This is a genomic window from Mesorhizobium sp. M0045, assembly GCF_040323385.1.
Classification (GTDB): Bacteria; Pseudomonadota; Alphaproteobacteria; order Rhizobiales; family Rhizobiaceae; genus Mesorhizobium.
Map to the genome: position 1 here is coordinate 12,398 of NZ_JAMYUY010000001.1, position 15,722 is coordinate 28,119.

The window sequence follows — 15,722 nt, forward strand, 5'->3', positions numbered from 1 at the left end:
ACGCCGCTATCCGGTGGCCGTAGTCTAGCTCAACTCGCAGCCGATTGCCGCGCTTTTGCCAGATAATAGGGGATGCCGAAGGCGAAAAAGGGCCAAAACCCGTCATTACGAAGATTTAATGTGCAGTGCACAATAAAACGGCAGCTAACGCAGCATCGGCCACAGCGTCGCCGCCAGTGTCACGCCCATGGCGATGTTGAACCATTTGAGCCGCACCGCATCTGCCAGAAAACCGCGCAGCGCCATGCCGAAACCGGCCCAGGTCGAAATGCTCGGCAGCATGACGACGGCGAACGCAGCCGCGATCAGCACCACGGACACAAACGGGCGTTCCGGGTTGGTATAGACGGCCATGGCCGTAATCGCCATCACCCAGGCCTTGGGATTGACCCACTGGAAAGCCGCAGCCTCGATGAAGCGCATCGGCTGGCCCTTCGCCTCGCCTTCGCCGCCGAGCGAGCGCGACATGGCGATCTTCCAGGCGAGATAAAGCAGGTAGAGGCCGCCGGCGATCTTCAACCCGGTATGCAGCACCGGAAAGGCTGTCAACACGGCGCCAAGCCCGAAGCCTACGGCAAGCAACAGCACGAGGAAGCCGAAGCCGATGCCGAGCATGTGTGGCACGGTCTTGACCAAGCCGAAATTCACACCCGAGGCCAGAAGCATGAAATTGTTCGGACCCGGCGTGATCGAGGTCACAAAGGCATAGACCAGCAGAGCAAGGAATGCATCGAAGGTCATGCCGTTTCCCTAAATCAATGCGATCGGTGGCAAAGCGACGAGAGAGAGCCAAGCTGGATGACTACATCCCTTGCGGGCCGCGGTTCATCGCCGCCACCCCGGTGCGGCAGATCTCGACGAGCCCGAGCGGTTTCATGATGGCGATGAACTGATCGAGCTTGGACCCCTTGCCGGTGATCTCGAAGATGAAATGCTCGGTGTTGGCATCGATGACGCTGGCGCGGAATGCATCGGCGAGCCGGAGCGCCTCGACGCGGGCTTCGCCGGTGCCGGCGACCTTGACCAGCGCGAGTTCCCGCTCCAGTGGCCGCTCCTGTCCAAATTCCTGCGACCGCACGGTGAGATCGACGACGCGGTGCACCGGCACGATGCGCTCGAGTTGGTGCTTGATCTGCTCCAGCACGTGCGGCGTGCCGCGCGTCACGATGGTGATGCGCGACAGGTGCTTTTCGTGCTCGGTTTCCGAGACCGTCAGGCTCTCGATGTTGTAGCCACGTCCGGAAAACAGGCCGATGACCCGGGCAAGCACGCCCGGCTCATTGTCGACCAGGACCGAAAGCGTGTGGTTCTCTGGTTTTTCCGTCTCCTTGGCGATGAAATAGGCCGAGCCGGTCGGTTGCAACTGTGCGTTCATGGGGGTGACTTTTCTATCCTCGATGTTTGGTTGTCCAACAGGGACTGAGATACTTTTGCGGCGTTTGCCTACGGCGGCTTTCCATAATTGTTCCAAGAGCAAGCTTCCTAAGCAGAGGCTCCCGTTAGCTTTTGAAGGCGACTGAAGACGCAATATGTTCGACCACATCCCGCAATTCTTGCATTTGCGCTTCATTGCCCATCACAACCAAACGCAAAAAGAGGCCGTCTTTTCCAATGCTAAAGCGCTGGGAGAACTGCTTGACGCTCCCATCCAAGGTGACTGTGCCCTCAAGCAAAATACCCTCCACTCCGGCAAACTTTATTGGCCGGGTTGACCGGATCTCCGCAGCCCTGAAGCTTGACGTAGTCCTAAGCTGGGTTTCAGCCATTTTCTCCAGGCTGTCGGGTGCCACTGGCCCTGCTTGATGAATCACAAGCAAGATCGGTTGCAGATTGCCGGAGTTCAAATCGTTTGGACCAACGGTGAGCAGCACTCCCGCGCCTGCCGGTGTCCCTATGAACCGAAAGGGTTCGACCACCTTGAGTTCAAATGGCAAGACCGAAAGCTGCTCCTCTTCCGATGCCGCAATTCCGGTCTTCACCGAAGCAAAGACAGCCTTGACGATTGAAGGTTCAAGGGAATTTGGTTCCATGACTTGCAGGGTCACTAAGGATGTTTTGTTTCCGCCATACAGAGCCATCCACTTATCAAAATGGCCGTCCAAAGTACTCTGCGTGCCATGTATAAGCGGGACGGATCCCCCTGTATTTATCTTCAGCCACTCGAGAGTATTCGCTTTGATGCCCCCGCTGGAGAATTTTTCATTTATTTTGCCGACATCTGAAAAAAGCGATGACATTTGACCGAACGCCTCTTTGGGTAATTCGGTAACTGCGATCGTTCCCTTTATGTCGTTATTCACAAAACCGGCAAAATCTCCTGCGGGCTCGAAACCTTTCGGGGGAGCTAACGATACAGTCGTTCCTCGCACCCTAAGGACATCCTGGGCTATCGCCTTATTATTGACGGCAAGAACGATCGCAAATGCGCACAGCACACCAAATGTGTTGTGCAACATTAACCAAAATGCCCTTGCTGACTTCGTCATTGTTGTGAACCTGCTTTCAGCAGTTGCGGGCTACACCAGTTCCCTGCCCTTGGCGTCGATCGCGTTGGCCACAGCTTCGTCGGTCGCCTCGTCAGGCAACAGCATCTCGTTATGCGCCTTGCCGGACGGAATCATCGGGAAGCAGTTGGCGAGCGTCGCCACGCGACAGTCGAAGAGGACGGGCTTCTTGACCGCGATCATCTCCTTGATGGCGTCATCGAGCTCGTCCGGCTTGTCGCAGCGAATGCCGTGGCCGCCATAGGCTTCGGCGAGCTTGACGAAATCCGGCATCGCCTCGGTGTAGGAGTGCGACAGCCGGTTGCCGTGCAGCAGCTGCTGCCATTGCCGCACCATGCCCATATACTGGTTGTTGAGGATGAAGATCTTGATCGGCGCCTCGTGCTGCACCGCCGCGCTCATCTCCTGCATCGTCATCTGCACCGAGGCGTCGCCGGCGATATCAATGACCAGCGCATCCGGGTGCGCGATCTGCACGCCGAGTGCCGCCGGCAGGCCGTAGCCCATCGTGCCCAGTCCGCCGGAGGTCATCCAGCGGTTCGGTTTCTCGAAATGATAGTGCTGCGCCGCCCACATCTGGTGCTGGCCGACCTCGGTGGTGATGTAGGTGTCGAGGTCCTTGGTCAGCGCATAGAGCCGCTGGACGGCATATTGCGGCATGATCACCTCGTGGTTCATCTTGTAGGCGAGCGAATCGCGGGCGCGCCATTTGGCAATCTGCTCCCACCACGGGTGAAGCGCTTTCTTGTCGGTCTTGGCGGTTGCCCGCCACAGCCGCACCAGATCCTCCAGCACACGCCCGACATCGCCGATGATCGGCACGTCGGTGTGGACGTTCTTGTTGATCGACGACGGGTCGATGTCGATGTGGATCTTCTTCGAATTCGGCGAAAACGCCGTCAGCCGCCCGGTGATGCGGTCGTCGAAGCGCGCGCCGATGCAGAGCATGACGTCGCAATCGTGCATCGCCATGTTCGCCTCATACGTGCCGTGCATGCCGAGCATGCCCATCCAGTTCTTGCCCGACGCCGGATAGGCGCCGAGGCCCATCAGCGTGGAGGTGATGGGAAAGCCGGTCAGGTCGACCAGCTCGCGCAGCAGATGGCTCGCCTCCGGGCCGGAATTGATGACGCCGCCGCCCGAATAGATGATCGGCTTCCTGGCGCCGGCCATCAGCTCGACCGCCGCCTTGATCTTTTCCAGGTCGCCCTGGACCTTCGGCTGGTAGCTGGTGCGCGGCGCCGTCTGCGGCGGGACATAGGTACCCTTGGCGAACTGAACGTCCTTCGGAATGTCGACGACGACCGGACCGGGGCGCCCTGTCGTTGCCACATGGAAGGCCTCGTGGATCGTTGCCGCGAGCTCGTTGACGTCCTTTACCAGCCAGTTGTGCTTGGTGCAGGGTCGCGTGATGCCGACCGTGTCGCACTCCTGGAACGCATCCGAGCCGATCAGCGAAGTCGGCACCTGGCCGGTCAGGCAGACCAGCGGGATCGAGTCCATCAGCGCGTCCTGCAATGGCGTCACCGCATTGGTGGCGCCCGGCCCCGAGGTCACCAGCATGACGCCGGCCTTGCCGGTCGAGCGCGCATAGCCTTCCGCCGCATGGCCCGCGCCCTGCTCGTGGCGGACGAGGATGTGCTCGACCTCGTCCTGCTGGAAGATTTCATCGTAGATTGGCAGAACCGCGCCGCCCGGATAGCCGAAAACATGCTTGACGCCATTGTCCTTCAGCGCCTGCACCACCATTTCGGCGCCAGTCATTTCAGTTCTTGGCATTTCAGTTCTTGGCATGTCGCGCCGCTCATTCTGTCCACTGCTCATCGGTCTGGTCCCGTACTGTTCGCCATCAGGCGATTGCTCGTCGTTTAGTCGTGTTTCGGGCAATAAAAAAGGCCCCCGAGGGAGCCTGTGTCTTGCGCATGGGAGGTCATCGCCCGGCGGTTACACCGCCTCGCCCACGCGCTTTCCTACGAGAATGAGTGCCTTTTTCATGGTGGCGGACAATAGAATTGCTTTGACGCCGCTGTCAACGGCGAATGTGCACGGGTCGGATCAGGGCTGAACCAATGCGTTTCCAGTAGATGAGGGTGGCTGTGAGCCCGCCATGCGGCTTCAGCGCATAATCCGGTATTTCGCCGGCCAGCGTGAAGCCGAGCTTTTCATAGAGGCCGGAAGCCCCCTCCTCTTTTGCCGTGTCGAGGACCAACAGCGTGCGGCCTTTCTCCACGGCAACGACTTCCGCCGCCTCCATCAGGCGGGTTGCTATGCCCTTGCCGCGGCAATCGAGGCGGGTCATCAGCTTGGCGATCTCGGCCCGGTGCGGCTGGTTGGGAGGGCAGTCGAGCAGCAAGGTGACAGTGCCGACCAGAGCCTCGCCGTTCCAGGCCCCAAGCACCGCCCTGTCGCCTTTGGCGGCCGCCTGAAGGGACTTGCTCCAGAAGGCCGCGGCCATCTCCGGCGCCAGCGGATGCATGAAGCTGACCGAGCCGCCGGCAGCGACTGTCCCGATCAGCAGATCCGCCAGCATTTTTTGCGTTCCGTCAGTATTGCTGAGTGGCCTGATTTCGATCGAACTCATGTGGTTTCCCCTTCGCCGCCCGTCAGTCGAAATGACTGGTCCGCTTCCGCCTCCTGGCCCGGCGGATTTCCGCGATGCGATCGGCGTCTTCCTCTTGCAGATGTCGCCCGCGTTCCAGCAGTTCGAGCGTGTATTCCTCATAGGTCAGGCCTAGCCGCTCGGCTTTGTCCAGCCGCATCAGCATGATCTCGCGGCTCGGCGCTTTCCATGCCTGGGCATGGGCGGTCCGCCAGGCAAGAAAGACATAGGGATCGCCCTTGCCCCAGGGCGGACCGTCATAGTCGTCGAGCGGCGGCCCACCATTGTCGGAGCGTTTCGGACGGCGTGCCTTCACCTCAGCGCCTGGCCAACGCAACCAGATAGTCGGCGGCGTCCGGCCCCGGAGCGTGGAAGACGCAATCTGATGGCGCGCCGAGCGCCAGGCAGTCGCCGGTTTCGAGCTTGTGAACGATGTCGCCCTCGGTGAATTCGAGGCGCCCGGAGATCAGCCATATCTGTTGCCTGATGAAGGCATAGGACGCCGCCGGGAAACTTACCTTGGCGCCGGCCGGCAACTGGACCCGGATCAGTTCGAGCGGCATGTCGGAGACCGGCGAAAGATGCCGCCGCACATAACCCGTAGCCGGATCGCGCCACAGCGGCTGGTCACGTTCGCGAAGCAGGCCACCGCCCTGCAATTCCGCCCTTGCGATCAATGTGGACAGCGTCATGCCGAAGGCGGCCGCGATGCGCACGAGGAGTGCCGCCGTCGGGCTGGTCATGCCGCGCTCGATCGTGCTCAGCATGGCTTTCGAGACATCGGACCGCTCCGCCAATTCAGCCAGGGACCAGCTGCGAGCCACCCTTTCGGTGTGTATCCTTCTGCCGATAGTCGAGGATATATCGTTCGCTATATCATCCATTAATCCAATATATCGAAATTTTTTTGCGAGGCAACGACCGTTTCGTCCAGTTTTCGCAAACTCCTTAATGTCCGCTAAACCATCCGGCCTCATCCCACCTTAACCCCGTTCGCCTAGGCTCATCGCTTGGGAAAAGGGGACCGGCCTGTCCATGCTCGTTGAACGCGAAGCCTCCATTGGGGAACCGACTTTGCTGGAGCGCCGCAGGGCGGAGCAGAACGACAAGCGCATTCTGGGCAATGTCGTGCAATGCGACGGCGCGCGCGCCACCATCAGCGCCTATGCCGACGACATCGAAGGCACGGTCACCGGCCTGTGGAGCGTCGGCAAGATGATCTCGATCAATCTCGGCACATCACGAACCGTCGGCCTTGTCTATGAAATCGGCAAGTCGGATCGTGCCTGGAGCAGCGAGGGCCAGAATCCGATCGAGGTCAGCATCGAATTGATCGGCGAGGTGCGCGACGGTGCCGAACCCGGCGCGAAGCCGATCTTCGACCGTGGCATCACAACCTACCCGCATATCGGCGCCATTGCCCATCGTATCCGCAGCCGCGACCTGCAGGCCGTCTACGATCTTGCCGGTCGTCATTCGATCACCATCGGCACGCTGTCGCAGGACGAGGCCATCGACGCCAATATCGCCATCGACGATACGCTGGCGCGCCATTTCGCCATTGTCGGCACCACTGGGGTCGGCAAATCGACCGCCGTGTCGCTGCTCTTGCGCAAGTCGATCGCCGCCCGGCCCGACCTGCGCGTGCTCATCCTCGATCCCCACAACGAGTTCGCCGCATCGTTGCCCGAACATTGCGTCAGGGTCGATTCGACGACGCTCGACCTGCCCTTCTGGATGTTCAAGCTCGAGGAATTTGCCGAGGTGCTGTTTCGCGGCCGCGAGACGGTCCCGGAAGAGGTCGACGCCTTGCGCGATCTCATCCCCGCGGCCAAGAACCTCTACCGCAATCCGAACTCCGGCAATTACCTACGGCGCAGCACCGACGCGCTGACCGCCGACGCGCCGGTGCCCTATCGCATTGCCGACCTCATCAAGCTGGTCGATGAGCGCATGGGATTGCTGGAAAGCAAGAACGATCGCCCGACCCTCAGGTCACTGAAGGCACGTATCGAATTGGCGGCATCCGATCCGCGCTACCGTTTCATGTTCAACTCGCGCCTGATCGAGGACACCATCCACGAGACGATCGGCAACATTTTCCGCGTGCCGCATCACGGCCGCCCGGTGACCTGCTTCGAAATGGCCGGCATGCCATCCGAGGTGGTCAATTCCGTTTGCTCGGTGCTGGCGCGGCTGGCCTTCGACCTGGCATTGTGGAGCGAAGGCCGCTTGCGGCTGCTCTTCCTGTGCGAGGAAGCGCATCGCTACATGCCGGCCGATCCGCGCCTCGGTTTCGCGCCGACGCGGCACGCGCTGTCGCGCATCGCCAAGGAAGGCCGCAAATATGGCTGTTATCTGGGCGTCGTCACCCAGCGCCCGGGCGAACTCGACCCGACCATCCTGTCGCAGTGCTCGACGTTCTTTGCCATGCGGCTCGCCAACGAGCAGGACCAGGCGATCATCCGCTCGGCAATCGCCGATTCCTCGGCCTCGACGCTGGCGTTCCTGTCTTCCATGGGCCAGCGAGAGGCCATCGCCTTCGGAGAAGGCGTGGCGACGACGATGCGGATGAAGTTCGAAAAACTCTCCGAGGATTTGATCCCACGCACCGCCAAACGCGAGAATGCCTTGCCGTCCGAAACCGGCGACGAGGTCGACCTAGTGGCGATCGTCGAACGGCTGCGCAACATGCCGAAATCACAGCAGGCAATGCCTTTCGCGGAAGTCGTCGATCCGGGCCGGCAGGCCGGCGATTCGGACTATCGCAAGCCGTCGGCCGCACGCACCCAGCGGAACGACGATTTCGACTTGCGATACGGCCTCAAGCCGGCGACCTTCGGGCTGCGTCCGCCAGAATGATCGAGCCGAGCGACTTTTAGGCAGCGCTCGCAGATATCACAGCTGAGCTTCGATGGCTGTCTTGTCTATAATTGACCACACCTGGCCGATTTTCCCTCTCTGAAACTCATAGAATACGTTCTCGGCAAACGAAATTCTTTTCCCGCTCACATCGAGCCCAAGGAACGTTCCCCTTGGCGCGCAGTCGAAGCTTAGCCGGCTCGCTACATAAGGCGGATCGGCAACCAATAGCTGAATGTCGAAGTAAAGGTCCGGAATTTCGTCGAAGTCTCTCACCAACATTTCGAGATAGCCGGACAATCCGAGCTTGCGACCGTTGTGGGTCACTTCATCATGGACAAACCGTCCCAGATTTGGCCAATCCTGCTTGTTTAGACATGCAATATAGCCCCGATAACGATCGGAGAGGTCGGATTTAGTCACGGCAACACCTCTATTTCCGGCAAGCCCCGCAAAGACAGCATCTCAGCTTGACTGGGTGACGTCGGTCTGCGTGCACCGGAAACCCAGAAAACGATACCAGACGGCCAGCATCACGAATTCAATGACGAATTCAGGCGCAGACGCGGTTGCGCCCTTGCCTCTTCGCCTCATAGAGCTGGCGATCGGCGCGGCGATAGAACTCCTCGGCGGTTTCCTTGCGATCCCAGACAGCAAGCCCGACGCTGGTGGTGATTTTCAGTCGGACATTGCCTGTCAGCACCGACATGTTGGCGATCGCCTTGCGGATGCGCTCGGCGAATTTGGATAGCAGCTCGGCATCCATATTGGGCGTGACCACCGCGAACTCCTCGCCGCCGAGGCGCGCCACCACGTCGTGATAGCGTGTCATGTCCTTGAGACAGTTTGCGACCGCCCGCAACACCTCGTCGCCGACATCGTGGCCGTGGCTGTCGTTGACCTGCTTGAAATGGTCGAGGTCGAGGATCATCAGCCCGACTGGTTTCTCGATGCGGCGGAACTCTTCGAGATATTCCTTCAGCGCATCATCGAAGTAGCGCCGGTTCTGCATGCCGGTGAGGCTGTCGGTGAGCGCCGCATGCTCCAGCGTCTCTGAACGCGCGCTGAGCGAAACGGTCATGGCACGCAGCTTGCCTTCTTCCGTCGCCTGCTTTCGGATCAGCGGGTAGATGAAGAAAATGCCGAAGAACAGCGCAGTCGCCAGCAGCACGCCGGTCGCAAACAGCAGCTTGTTGAGATAGATGATTTCATCGAGTTCCGAAGGCGTATTGCTAATGTCGGCGGCCAGGGTTTGCAGGAGCCCATAGGCGTAAAGCGTCACCAGGCCGGCGGCCAGGATCACAAAAATAAAGACAAAAAAGGCTGATTCCGCCTTGTGGAAACGCATCTGCTCCCCGTTGGAAAGTTCCTATCGATCTTATGGCATGCGGGAACTTACGGACAGTTAACCTGGACAACTTCAACGCGAAATGGCCCCTCGGTGTCGACTTTTCAGGTTGCGCTCGAAGGAGGGGGTGAGGGCATCGAGTCGATCCCCTCACCCGGACGCAATCTCTGCCATTCCGGGCCCAATTGGTGCCTGAACCAGGTCGTCTGCCGTTTGGCATATTGCCGCGTCGCGATCTTCGCGCGCTCGATGGCCTCGGGAAAACTGATGGCGCCGGCCAGCGCGGCCTGGAGCTCGCGAACACCGATCGCCTTCATCGCCGGCAGGTCGGGATCGAGGCCGAGCGCCGAAAGCTGCTTCACCTCGTCCAGTGCCCCCTTGTCCAGCATGCGGTCGAAGCGGACATCGATCCGCTCCACCAGCGCCGCTCGCTCCGGCTCGATGACGAAAAAGCGCGCGCTGCTCCTGTCGATCAACGGCCGGCCACGCGCGGCCTGCCATTCCAGGATGGAACGGCCCGATGCGTCGAGCACCTCCAGCGCCCGCACGATGCGCTGACCATCCGTCGGCTTCAGCATCATGCCGGCCGCAGAATCCTCGCGCAACAGGATGCGGTGCAATCTCACTGCGCCCTGTTCCTGGAGTTCGTAGCGCCAGCGATCGCGGATCGACTTCGGAATGTCGGGCATCTCCGACATCCCTTCCGTGAGCGCCCGGAAATAAAGCCCGGTACCGCCGACGAAAATCACTGGCCGCTCCGAGAGCATGCCGTCGTCGATCAGCTTCGTGACATCACGCAACCAGGCGCCGGTGGAATAGGCAGTGGACGGATCGACGTGTCCATAAAGAAAGTGAGGGACGCGGGCGAGTTCGGCAGGACCAGGCCGCGCCGTCAGCACGTCGAGCACCGAATAGCCTTGCATGGAATCGGTGTTGACGATGACACCGCCATTGCGCTCGGCGAGGTCGAGTGCGAGCGCCGACTTGCCGCTGGCGGTCGGCCCGGCTATCAGGATCGCGTTCTTCACGCGGCCTTCGCCCGCCTGTCCGCTGGAATTTTCGATGCCGCTGATCGCCACGCTTCTATCCCATCCCGCCGGCCGCGCATTGACGTCGACGCTAGCGAATATGGCCTCGCGGTCGGTCGGCGCAAGCGCTGTTCGCTGGCTGGCCGAAGGCATCGCCTGCGAGCTCGACTTGCCGGAGACCGCTGACGCTTCCGAAATAACGGCGCGCCTGCATGCCGCGCTTGCTTCCGAACCGATCGACGTGGCCGTCCAGCCAGCTGAGAACAGGCGCAAGAAGATCCTGATCGCCGACATGGATTCGACGATGATCGACCAGGAATGCATCGACGAGCTTGCCGACGAGATCGGCGTCAAGGATCGTGTCGCCGCCATCACCGCGCGATCGATGAACGGCGAGATTGCATTCGAGCCGGCCTTGCGCGAGCGCGTGGCGCTGCTCAAGGGTCTCGATGCCGCAATCATCGACCGCATCATCGACAATCGCCTGACGCTTGCCTCCGGCGGCCGCACGCTCGTCCAGACGATGGCGGCCAGCGGCGCCTGGACGGCGCTGATCTCCGGTGGTTTCGACATCTTCACCACCCGCATCGCAGCATTGCTCGGCTTTCACGAAAATCGCGCCAACCGCCTGATCGAGCAGGATCGCCGCTTCACCGGCTTGGTCGCCGAACCGATCCTCGGCCGCGCCGCCAAGGCCGAAGCCCTTATCGAGATTTCCGCCCGCCTCGGCCTGACACCTGCCGATGCCATTGCCGTCGGCGATGGCGCCAACGATCTCGACATGATCCGTCTTGCCGGCATCGGCGTCGCCTTGCATGCCAAGCCGGCCGTAGCAGCCGAGGCAAAGATCCGCATCGACCACGGCGACCTCACCGCCTTGCTTTATCTGCAGGGTTATCGCCGGGAGGAATTTGTCGAATGACGCCGATCCGCACCGAGCGCCTGATCCTGCGCAACTGGGAAGATCGTGACCGCGAGCTCTTCCATCGCATCAATTCCGACGAGTTGGTCATGGAGTTCTTTCCGTTTCGCCGCGACCGCGCCCAGGCTGACGCCAAGATGGAGGAGTTGCGCGCGGCTATCGATCGCGACGGCTTCGGCTTCGCGGCCGCTGAGATCGCAGCCACAGGTGAATGCATCGGCTTCGTCGGCATAACCCGAACCGATCATTTGCCATTCCTGCCGCCCGGCACGATCGAGATCGGCTGGCGGCTGGCACCCGAATTCTGGGGCCGCTTCTATGTCACCGAAGCAGCCGAAGCCTGGCTCACCTATGGCTTTGAAAGACTTGGCCTCGACGAAATCGTGTCCTTCGCAGTCAAGGATAACAGCCGGTCCATTGCCGTCATGGAGCGCCTGGGCATGATCCCCGACCCCGCCTCCGACTTCGACCATCCAGGTGTTCCGGACAACCACACCTCACTCAGGCGACATGTCTTCTACAGGCTGTCACGCACAGACTGGCAGGCAAGAAAAAGAGCGGCCCGCTAGCCGCCCTTTTCCTTTCAACATCAGAGTGTTGCAGGCTCTTCCGGACTCAATCCATCCGGATTGTCACAAACCTCAGCTCGCCGGTCTTCGACGCCAGCATCAAAAGCGCGTTCTTGCGCCCCTGCTCCTTCAGCGCACCGATCCGGTCCATGACGTCCTTGGGCGTTGCGACCGATTCCTGCGCGATCTCGGTGATCACCTCGCCCGGCTGGATGCCGCGTTCGGCCGCCGCCGAATCCTTGGAGACGTCGGTCACGACGACGCCGGAGACGTCGGCGGCGATGCCGAACTTCGTGCGCGTCTCGTCATTGAGCTCGCCGATCGTCATGCCGAGCACGGAAGCCGTCGAAACCGCAGGCGCCTTGTCGGCGTCGTCCTGGTCGGTGTTGCCGTTTTCACCGCCGCTGGCAAGCTTCTCGCCATCCTCGAGCCGGCCGAGCGTCACCTTGACGGTCTGCTCGACACCCTTGCGCACGATGATCACGTCGACGGCCTTGCCGACCGGGCTCTCCGCCACGACGCGAGGCAGGTCGCGCATTTCATGGATGTCCTTGCCGTCGAACTTGATGATGACGTCGCCGGCCTGGATGGTGCCGTTGTCGACCGGCCCGCCCTTGATGACGCCGGCGACCAGCGCGCCCTTGGCGGTCGCCATGCCCAGGCTCTCGGCAATGTCGTCGGTCACCGGCTGGATGCGCACGCCAAGCCAGCCGCGCCGCGTCTCGCCGAACTGGCGAAGCTGGTCGACGACGCCCGAGGCAAGCTGCGACGGGATCGAGAAGCCGATGCCGATCGAGCCGCCCGACGGCGAGATGATTGCCGTGTTGATGCCGATGACCTCGCCGCTGCTGTTGAACAGCGGTCCACCTGAATTGCCGCGGTTGATCGCGGCATCGGTCTGGATGAAATCATCATAGGGACCGGAATTAATGTCGCGATTGCGCGCCGAGACGATGCCGACCGTCACCGTGCCGCCGAGACCGAACGGATTGCCAATCGCCATTACCCAGTCGCCGACACGCATCTTGTTGGAATCGCCAAACTTCACAGCCGTCAGCTTGTGCCCTTTCGGATCGACCTTCAGCACCGCGACGTCGGTCTTGGTGTCGGTGCCAACCAGCGTCGCCTTGAGCGTCACCCCATCGGAGAAATTCACCTCGATGTCGTCGGCATCGGCAATGACGTGGTTGTTGGTCACCACGATGCCCTGCTCGGCGTCGACCACGAAGCCGGAGCCCAGCGATTGCACCTTTTGCCCGCCGCCGCCCTTGTCGCCGCCACGGTTCTTGAAGAAATCGTCGAAGAAGTCCTGGAAAGGCGAGCCTTCCGGCAGCTGCGGCATCGGCACTGCGCCCGGCCCCTCAGTGCCTTTAACAGTCTGCGACGTCGAGATGTTGACCACGGCGCCAAGCAGGCCGGCGGCGAGATCGGCAACCGAGGGCGGCCCGTCGGCTGCCATCGTCGGCGCCACGAACGAGGGAACGGCAACGGCGCCGACCAGAAGCGCAGCGGCCCCGGCGATGAACGTCCGCCTCGCTGCACGCAGAAGGGTGGTGGATGTCATCGAAAGGCCTCCGGGTGTTCTGAAAAAACCGCTTCGGCAAAAATGCCGGTCCGCGTCATGTTGGCAAGAAATAAGGCACGTTTGCGGCTATGGCTACGGCCAGAGGATAAATCCTCCGTTACGCCGGCGCCCCTGCACCGGCCCTACTGGCCGGTGCCTGGCTGTGCCGCCGGTGCGGCGGGAGCGGCAGGCGGTGGTGCCGCCGGTGCCGCAGGCGTTTCCTTGCTGTTCGGGTCGCGGAAAAAGCGGAAGAACTCGGAATTCGGCGACAGCACCATCGTCGTTCCGGTACTGTTCAGCGCCGTGCCATAGGCATTCATCGACCGATAGAAATCGAAGAAGGCCGGATCGCGCTGATAGGCACCGGCAAACGTGGCGCTGCGTTGGGCTTCACCTTCACCACGCAGGATTTCAGACTCTTTTTGCGCTTCGGCGACGATTTCCACCACTTCGCGGTCGGCGCGAGCCCTGATCCGCTGCGCTGCCTCGTTGCCGCGCGCTCTCAGCCGCTCGGCTTCGGCGAGACGTTCGGCCTTCATGCGGTCGAAGGTCTGCTGCGAAACTTCGGCCGTGAGATCGGTGCGGCGGATGCGGACATCCTCGATCTGCAGGCCAAGCGAGGTGGCATCCGGCCTCAGCTGATCGCGCACCTCGCGCATCATCACGGCGCGCTCTTCCGAGAGCGCCGCCTCGAAGTCTCGCAGGCCATAGACGCGGCGCAAGGCGGCGTCGAGACGCGTCCTCAGCCGGGCCTCGGCCAGTTCGATCTGGCCGGAGACCGCGGCGCGGAACACACGCGGGTCCGAGATACGATAGGCGATAAAGGCATCGACCTCATAGAACTTGCCGCCCGAAACCTGGACGCGGATGTTGTCGAGGTCGAAGCGCAGCACCCTGTTTTCGATCAGCTGCACGGTGTCGGCATCGAAGAAAGAGAATGGCGCCTTGAAATAGATGCCCGGCTGGTTCTTGACGTCGACGATTTCGCCGAACCTGAGCACCAGCGCCTGCTGGCGCGCATTGACGACGAAGACCGACGAATAGAGCAGGAACAGGATGACCGCGGCGATGACCGCAATGACGGGAAGACGGTTGGCCATCACTGGTTTCCTCCGGTGGCCGGTGCCGGCGCCTTCTGCTGCAATGCCGGCAGCGGCAGGTAGGGAACCACCCCTTGCCCGTTGCCCTGCTCGACGATGACCTTGCTCGAATCCTTCAGCACCCTCTCCATCGTCTCCAGGTAGAGCCGCTTGCGCGTCACTTCCGGCGCCTTTGCATATTCGTCATAGACCGAGATGAAGCGCTGCGCCTCGCCTTCGGCCTCCTGCACGACCCGGTTCTTGTAGGCGGCCGCGTCTTCCCGGATCTGTGCGGCCGCACCGCGCGCCTGGCCGAGCTTCTGATTGGAATACTGATTGGCCTGCTCGACGAACTTGTCCTCGTCCTGTTCGGCCCGCTGCACCTCGTCGAACGCGTCTGCCACCTCGCGCGGCGGCGCGGCGTCCTCGATCGAAATTGCGTTGACGTTGAGGCCGGCCTTGTAGCCGTCCAGCGTCGTCTGGATGATCTCACGCACCGACGCCGCAATGCCTTGCCGGTCGTCGCGGAAAATGTCCTGCGCCGGGCGCCGGCCGACCGCTTCGCGCATCGCGCTTTCGGCGACCTGCTGCAGCATGCCGTCCGGGTCGGACACGTCGAACAGATAGGCCTTAGGGTCGGAGACCTGATAGGCCACAGAGAACTGCACGTTGACGATGTTCTGGTCGCCGGAAAGCATCAGGCCATTGCCGCTGGAACTGCCGCCGCCGATGCTGACAAGCTGCTCGGCGATGTTGGCGGTCTCGACCGTTTCAATGGGCCACCAATGGAAATGCAGGCCAGGCTGCGAGAGCTCCGCCTTCGGCTTGCCAAACCTGAGCTCGACCGCAACTTCGTCGGGCTGCACGGTGTAGACCGCCTTGAACGCCCATAGCACCACCAGAGCCGCGGCAATCAGCCCGAACACGGCCGGGCTCGCGCCACCGCCGCCCGGCAGCGCGCGCCGCAACCTGTCCTGCCCGCGCCGGATGATGTCCTCGAGATCGGGAGGCGAGCCTTGTGGGCCGCTGGGTCCCTTGGGTCCCTGACCCCAAGGCCCCTGATTGTTGCCGCCGCCCCACGGGCCGCCGCCGCCGCTCTTGTCGTTCCAGGGCATGAATGTCCTTTCGCTTGGAATTCCCTCAAGCGCCGGCTCACCGGCGCAAAATCCAATATTATTCTTCTATAGGGATGCAACGGCACGCTTTCAACGCGATCGGCTGCCGCCACTGTCCGCCTTTTGGGTCCA

General features: G+C 61.7%; 16 protein-coding genes. 3 read left to right on the top strand and 13 right to left on the bottom strand.

The features are described from left to right. Window positions 1-144 precede the first annotated feature (144 nt). The 7 genes from NKJ72_RS00055 to NKJ72_RS00085 all read right to left on the bottom strand — a co-directional run bounded on the left by NKJ72_RS00055 (window position 145) and on the right by NKJ72_RS00085 (window position 5,987). Window positions 145-741, bottom strand: coding sequence for a LysE family translocator (locus NKJ72_RS00055; RefSeq protein ID WP_352475315.1), 597 nt, complete (start codon window positions 739-741; stop codon window positions 145-147). A gap of 61 nt (window positions 742-802) precedes the next feature. Further along, window positions 803-1,375 (bottom strand): acetolactate synthase small subunit, encoded by a 573-nt coding sequence (gene ilvN, locus NKJ72_RS00060; protein WP_023676680.1) that lies wholly within the window; start codon window positions 1,373-1,375, stop codon window positions 803-805. A 124-nt stretch (window positions 1,376-1,499) separates the two neighbouring features. After that, window positions 1,500-2,486 carry a hypothetical protein gene (locus NKJ72_RS00065; protein WP_352475316.1) on the bottom strand — a complete coding sequence of 329 codons (987 nt, stop codon included), beginning with the start codon at window positions 2,484-2,486 and terminating at the stop codon, window positions 1,500-1,502. Between the two features lie 30 nt (window positions 2,487-2,516). Further along, complete coding sequence (locus tag NKJ72_RS00070) at window positions 2,517-4,268, bottom strand: acetolactate synthase 3 large subunit (protein WP_352475317.1); 1,752 nt, start codon at window positions 4,266-4,268, stop codon at window positions 2,517-2,519. 265 nt (window positions 4,269-4,533) lie between these two features. Further along, window positions 4,534-5,085, bottom strand: a complete 552-nt coding sequence (locus NKJ72_RS00075) for a GNAT family N-acetyltransferase (protein ID WP_352475318.1) — start codon at window positions 5,083-5,085, stop codon at window positions 4,534-4,536. 22 nt (window positions 5,086-5,107) lie between these two features. Further along, the gene (locus NKJ72_RS00080; RefSeq protein ID WP_352475319.1) at window positions 5,108-5,419 is read right to left on the bottom strand and encodes a hypothetical protein; all 312 of its coding nucleotides are present in this window, start codon (window positions 5,417-5,419) and stop codon (window positions 5,108-5,110) included. A gap of 1 nt (window position 5,420) precedes the next feature. Then, window positions 5,421-5,987 carry a helix-turn-helix domain-containing protein gene (locus NKJ72_RS00085; RefSeq protein WP_352475320.1) on the bottom strand — a complete coding sequence of 189 codons (567 nt, stop codon included), beginning with the start codon at window positions 5,985-5,987 and terminating at the stop codon, window positions 5,421-5,423. 151 nt (window positions 5,988-6,138) lie between these two features. Here NKJ72_RS00085 and NKJ72_RS00090 point away from each other — a divergent pair, with 151 nt between their 5' ends. Further along, the gene (locus NKJ72_RS00090) at window positions 6,139-7,965 is read left to right on the top strand and encodes an ATP-binding protein (RefSeq protein WP_352475321.1); all 1,827 of its coding nucleotides are present in this window, start codon (window positions 6,139-6,141) and stop codon (window positions 7,963-7,965) included. A 36-nt stretch (window positions 7,966-8,001) separates the two neighbouring features. Here NKJ72_RS00090 and NKJ72_RS00095 read toward each other — a convergent pair whose 3' ends face one another. The 3 genes from NKJ72_RS00095 to miaA all read right to left on the bottom strand — a co-directional run bounded on the left by NKJ72_RS00095 (window position 8,002) and on the right by miaA (window position 10,386). Beyond that, window positions 8,002-8,388, bottom strand: coding sequence for an ester cyclase (locus tag NKJ72_RS00095; RefSeq protein WP_352475322.1), 387 nt, complete (start codon window positions 8,386-8,388; stop codon window positions 8,002-8,004). 130 nt (window positions 8,389-8,518) lie between these two features. Next, window positions 8,519-9,313, bottom strand: coding sequence for a GGDEF domain-containing protein (locus NKJ72_RS00100; protein WP_254818928.1), 795 nt, complete (start codon window positions 9,311-9,313; stop codon window positions 8,519-8,521). A 104-nt stretch (window positions 9,314-9,417) separates the two neighbouring features. After that, the gene (gene miaA, locus NKJ72_RS00105; protein WP_352475720.1) at window positions 9,418-10,386 is read right to left on the bottom strand and encodes a tRNA (adenosine(37)-N6)-dimethylallyltransferase MiaA; all 969 of its coding nucleotides are present in this window, start codon (window positions 10,384-10,386) and stop codon (window positions 9,418-9,420) included. On the opposite strand from miaA, the gene serB reads away from it, so the two are divergent. Both serB and NKJ72_RS00115 read left to right on the top strand, forming a co-directional pair. Further along, window positions 10,376-11,263, top strand: a complete 888-nt coding sequence (gene serB, locus NKJ72_RS00110; RefSeq protein WP_352475323.1) for a phosphoserine phosphatase SerB — start codon at window positions 10,376-10,378, stop codon at window positions 11,261-11,263. The genes miaA and serB overlap by 11 nt on opposite strands. Further along, a complete protein-coding gene (locus NKJ72_RS00115; RefSeq protein ID WP_352475324.1) occupies window positions 11,260-11,832 on the top strand; it encodes a GNAT family N-acetyltransferase in 573 nt (190 codons plus the stop codon). Before serB ends, NKJ72_RS00115 begins: the two co-directional genes overlap by 4 nt. Before the next feature lie 46 nt (window positions 11,833-11,878). Here the strand turns inward: NKJ72_RS00115 and NKJ72_RS00120 are convergent, their stop codons facing one another. The 3 genes from NKJ72_RS00120 to hflK all read right to left on the bottom strand — a co-directional run bounded on the left by NKJ72_RS00120 (window position 11,879) and on the right by hflK (window position 15,590). Continuing rightward, window positions 11,879-13,396 carry a DegQ family serine endoprotease gene (locus NKJ72_RS00120; protein ID WP_254818931.1) on the bottom strand — a complete coding sequence of 506 codons (1,518 nt, stop codon included), beginning with the start codon at window positions 13,394-13,396 and terminating at the stop codon, window positions 11,879-11,881. 143 nt (window positions 13,397-13,539) lie between these two features. Further along, window positions 13,540-14,496, bottom strand: coding sequence for a protease modulator HflC (gene hflC / locus NKJ72_RS00125; protein WP_352475325.1), 957 nt, complete (start codon window positions 14,494-14,496; stop codon window positions 13,540-13,542). Then, the gene (gene hflK / locus NKJ72_RS00130; RefSeq protein WP_023676693.1) at window positions 14,496-15,590 is read right to left on the bottom strand and encodes an FtsH protease activity modulator HflK; all 1,095 of its coding nucleotides are present in this window, start codon (window positions 15,588-15,590) and stop codon (window positions 14,496-14,498) included. The genes hflC and hflK overlap by 1 nt, the downstream gene beginning before the upstream one ends. Window positions 15,591-15,722: the final 132 nt, after the last annotated feature.